The 4461-nt window shown below is 58.3% G+C and carries 2 protein-coding genes; one reads left to right on the top strand and one right to left on the bottom strand.

Going from position 1 to position 4461, the window contains the following annotated elements:
* Nucleotides 1-2146 (top strand): RHS repeat-associated core domain-containing protein (locus ACR9Y2_RS40200; protein ID WP_435047571.1); only part of this gene is annotated, 2146 nt, incomplete at its 5' end.
* Between the two features lie 650 nt (nt 2147-2796).
* On the opposite strand, the gene ltrA is transcribed toward ACR9Y2_RS40200, so the two are convergent.
* Complete coding sequence (ltrA, locus tag ACR9Y2_RS40195; RefSeq protein ID WP_435044871.1) at nt 2797-4281, bottom strand: group II intron reverse transcriptase/maturase; 1485 nt, start codon at nt 4279-4281, stop codon at nt 2797-2799.
* Nucleotides 4282-4461 lie beyond the last annotated feature (180 nt).

Here is a 4461-nt window from a genome sequence, read left to right as displayed (position 1 = left end):
ATATATATATGACGCGTATGGGCGCGTGACGATGGTGAAGCGGTATCCGGTGTCGACTGGGGCGGAAGACGTGAACCAGCGGACTACAAACACCTATGACTACGACGGGGCGGGTTCTTCCACCCGGAATATCTGGGGGCGGCTGGCGGCGGTGTCGGTTCCGGGTGCGGTGACTGAGCACTACAGCTACACGGCGGCGGGGCTGCTGACGAGCAAGGCTTCCGACTTCGGCGGCAGCTCCTATATGACGCCGACAGTCGATTACTCGTATGACAATGAGGGCAAGGTGACCCAAATGGTCTATCCGCAGCACGGGCGCCTGAACACCCCCACGACTTACGATATTTTCCCACGCCTAACGCTCAACTATGGCTACGATGCGATGGGGCAGTTGCAGAAGATCACGTCAGGCAGCGGTCCGGGCGTGGACCTTGTGAACTCGGCCACCTATAACGCGGCCGGGCAATTGCTTTCGTCCATGCGGGCTTCGGCGGTGAGTGTGGGCGCCTCCACGGATCTGCCCACCGCCGCGAGCCTGGGGCTGGAGACGTTCCAGTACAACGGCCGCAATCAGTTGACCGAGCAGACTGGCCTGGGGACAGACCTCAATTACTGGTACTCGGCTACGGCCAATGACGGGCGACTGGCGCAGAAACACAACTGGGTGACGGGTGAAGAGGAGAATTATACCTACGACTCACTCGGGCGGCTGGCCGCGGCCTACACGACAGGCCCGCAGTGGGGGTTGTCGTTTGTGTATGACGGATTCGGCAACCGGCTGCAGCAGAATGTGACGAAGGGGACGGCGCCGTCGACGGTGCAGACCGTGGATACGGCGACGAACCGGCTGAATGGGGCGGGGTTTGGATACGACTCGAATGGGAATATGACGGGGTGGTCGACGCCGTCGGGGTCGGTGACGGCTTCGTACGATGTTGAGAACCGGATGACGCAGATCGTGACTCCGAGCGTGACGGAGACGTATGCGTATGGTCCGGGGAACCTCCGGGTGAAGAAGTATCAGGGTGGGGCTTGGACGTACACGGTGTACGGGCAGGGCGGCGAGGTCCTGGGGACGTATTCGGTGTGCACGGTGTCCAGCGCTCCGTTCCTGTGCCAGGCGAAGCTCCGGGTGTACTTCGGCGGACGGCTGGTGCTGAGCGGCTGGAGCGGTGTGACGGCCGACCGGCTGGGGAGTCCGCAGGGTGTGCATGGCCGGGTGTATCCATACGGGGAGGTTTCCGGGTCGGTGTCGGTGGATCAGGACGAGACGTTCACGACGTATAAGCGGGATGTTTATACCGGGTTGGATTATGCGCAGAACCGGTATTACGCGAGTTCGTGGGGGCGGTTCACCACGGCGGATCCTTATCGGGCTAGCGGGGGGCCGGAGGACCCGGGGAGTTGGAATCGGTACTCGTACGTGGGAAATGATCCGACAAATTTCGGAGATCCCTCTGGACTCCAAAGATGGATGATAACTTATCATTGGTCTATGTGCGGCTGGAGTGGCGGAGCTCTGGGCGGAACATTGACGTGCACCATGTTTGACACATACGGGTCCTTTGAGTCGGGGGGCGGAGGCGGAAGTGGAAACATCGACATGTCAATTGCCAGCGGGAAAAAGACGACAACTTTTACCGCACCTAACGGCCTCAAAATTTGGAACCCTGCAAATTCTGTAAGTGTCGACAAGGCATGGATGCAACTTAAAGAGGCACTGGCTGACGATCCGGACTGCCTGAAATGGCTTAACTCGTCTCCAAAGCTGGGCGAAAATGGTGACGTCCTTCAATACATGACAGAAAAACGCGGAAGTATAGGATGGGCAGCGTTAAGTGACCCGGCCGTCGCAGCCATTTCAAACACAGGTACATACGTCCCTGTATTTGATCTCTTAGTTAACACGAGCGGCGGATTTTTCAATGGGTCGGGCAGAGCTGGCTACGAGAGCTCCTACTCGCAAATCACAAGTATCAATTTCCAATCTCAGCGCTTTAAAGGATTCCTCCTTCTGCACGAAATGTCGCATCTGCTCGCAATCCCAGGATTCATATCCGGAGACGGAGCATCGTCTGACCAAAAGGCCAACAATGATAAATTGTGGAGTAACTGCAGTAAGGTAATTAGCGGATTCTCAAATTAGCCTCGACTCCAAGGAATAGAATGCTTCTCAAAGTCGGTTTTGTTTACCTTTCCTTATTTGCTCCTCAAGCTGGGATCGCGCAAGGCCAAGAGCTCTCGGGTGCGCTAGTGGCATGTACCAGTGAGCTAAGGCTGCCAACGTTCTCAGATTTGGCTCGGTCTATGTCTCCATCCGTAACCGTAGGTGTCCGCCTACACGTGGGTGCTTCCGGTCAGGCAGACAGACTCGACTTTGAAGGGGGAGGCGATGGGCATCGTGCTGATATTAGGATGGCGATTAAGAGGTCCCGATTCTTGCGGGAGTGCTCTGGGAAAGTGCTCTCATTGAAGTTCACCTATGAGATCTCGGGCGCGCCTGACTATTCCCCTCCAGTGACAGTGGCATTTCGACCACCAAACCACTTCATACTGCGGACAAACCCTATACTGCCGACCGCGGATCGAACTAACATTCCGAAGTAAGAAGAGTTCGCGATGCCTGCCTCTGGCGAGAATAAAAAAGTACACGTCCGGCGAATCCCAACTGTAAACTCTTTAGCGTTCCCGAAGACTGAGGGGATGAGCAGCATTAGCAAGGTGTCGCGGTAGGGACGGCCATCGCTGGTCGCCCCCCGCACAGATCCGTACTGGCGCTGCTCACGCATACGGCTCCTACCTTGGATATCTGGCGTCAAAGCGCACTGCTGGATGTGGATGCAGTAGCCGGGGGCGCGGCAGCCAGCGCTCGAAGAGTCGAGTTGCCCGCGCCGCGCTCACTCGGGCTTTCTGGCTGCGCCGTTTTAATACGCGCCACCAATAACGTCCGATGCGCTCGCGGAATCGGTCCAGGCTCGCCCAGTTGCCCGGCACTGCATGGTATTGGTAGAAACCGTTGAGCACACGCCCGAGCCACTCCCCCACTTTCGGCACCGGCTCGTGCATCCGCTCGCGAAGCGTCTGCTTAACTTGCTGCAGCTTTGCCTCCAAGCGTTTCCTCGCCGTGCGCCGCCAGATAGTGAATCGCCCGAGACTGTTGCTCCCGCACTGGTGCGTGAACCCCAGAAACGTGAAGCTCTCCGGTTCGCCTTCACCGCGCTGCTGCCGGTTGTTCTGAGCGAATCTGCCAAACTCGATCAGTCGCGTCTTTTCCGGGTGCAATTCCAGCCCGAATTTGGCCAGCCTTGTCTGGAAGTCCTCCAGAAATCGCTCGGCTTCCTCCCGACTCTGAAACCCCACCACAAGATCGTCCGCGTAGCGGACAACGACAACGTCGCCTTCCGCCTCCTTCTTGCGCCATGCCTCCACCCACAGATCGAACACGTAGTGCAGGTACACGTTCGCCAGCAGCGGCGAGATCACCGCCCCTTGCGGAGTGCCTACCTTCGTTTCCGACCACTCGCCGTCCTCGCTCACCCCAGCCTTCAACCATTTTTGGATCAGGCGTAGAATGCGCGTATCGGCGACTCGGTGTTGGATGAATTTGATCGTCCATTCGTGGCTCATTTGGTCGAAGAACCCGCGAATGTCCGCATCCAGAACCCAGTTCACCTTCTTCCGGCGGATGCCCACACTCAAGGCATCCAGCGCCTGGTGCGGACTCCGCCCGGGCCGAAACCCATAGCTGAATCCCCCAAAGTCCACCTCGTATATTTCATTGAGGATGGTCACCACGGACTGTTGAACAATCTTGTCCTCCAGCGCCGCAATTCCGATCGGGCGTTTCCGCCCGTCCGCCTTCGGTATGTAGATCCGTCTTGAAGGCTGCGCCCGGTACGCTCCCCGGTGAATCCGGTCTTTCAGATCGGCAAGCCGACCTTCCAGCCCTTCCTCGTACTGCTGCCACGTGACTCCGTCCACTCCCGGCGCCGCGTTCTTCTTTAACGCGTAAAAACTCGTCCGTAGCAGATCATGCGTCAGATGGTGCAGCAGCGTGGTGAACTGCTCCTGCTTCCTTTCCTTCGCTACTTTGCGCACACCGGCCAAACCCTGTGACACCCCTCTCCCGTCCTGTGCCGGTGGTGTGTGGGTCGGGTCAGTGTTCTCCTTGGTTCGCGCCCTTTTCTCCTCCCTCTCCGCGGCTTCGGCCTGTTGCTCCGTTGCTTTGTTCGAGGGGTTCATCGATACTACGGCGCAATCCGACTCCTCATCGCCATTCATGCCGGTCTTGCGGCTGCCGCCTTCACCGGCCGGACTGCTCCGTTTCCGTGCAGCCAGCGACGAGGTCTCCCGGTTCTCGTGCATGCAGTTTCTCAGCGTGCCTGGGGTCTACGACTACGTGGGATCACCGGAGGTCTCGCGCTATCGACTGCCGGCGTGTAGCCTTCCCCTAACGTCCAC

Origin of the sequence: Paludibaculum fermentans (assembly GCF_051172195.1) — a bacterium.
GTDB lineage: Bacteria > Acidobacteriota > Terriglobia > Bryobacterales > Bryobacteraceae > Paludibaculum > Paludibaculum fermentans_A.
This window is presented reverse-complemented; position numbering and strand designations above follow the sequence as displayed.

Coding starts and splice junctions, on each gene's coding strand:
- ltrA (WP_435044871.1), bottom strand. CDS start 4,281: ATGAATGGCGATGAGGAGTCGGATTGCGCCGTAGTATCGATGAACCCC.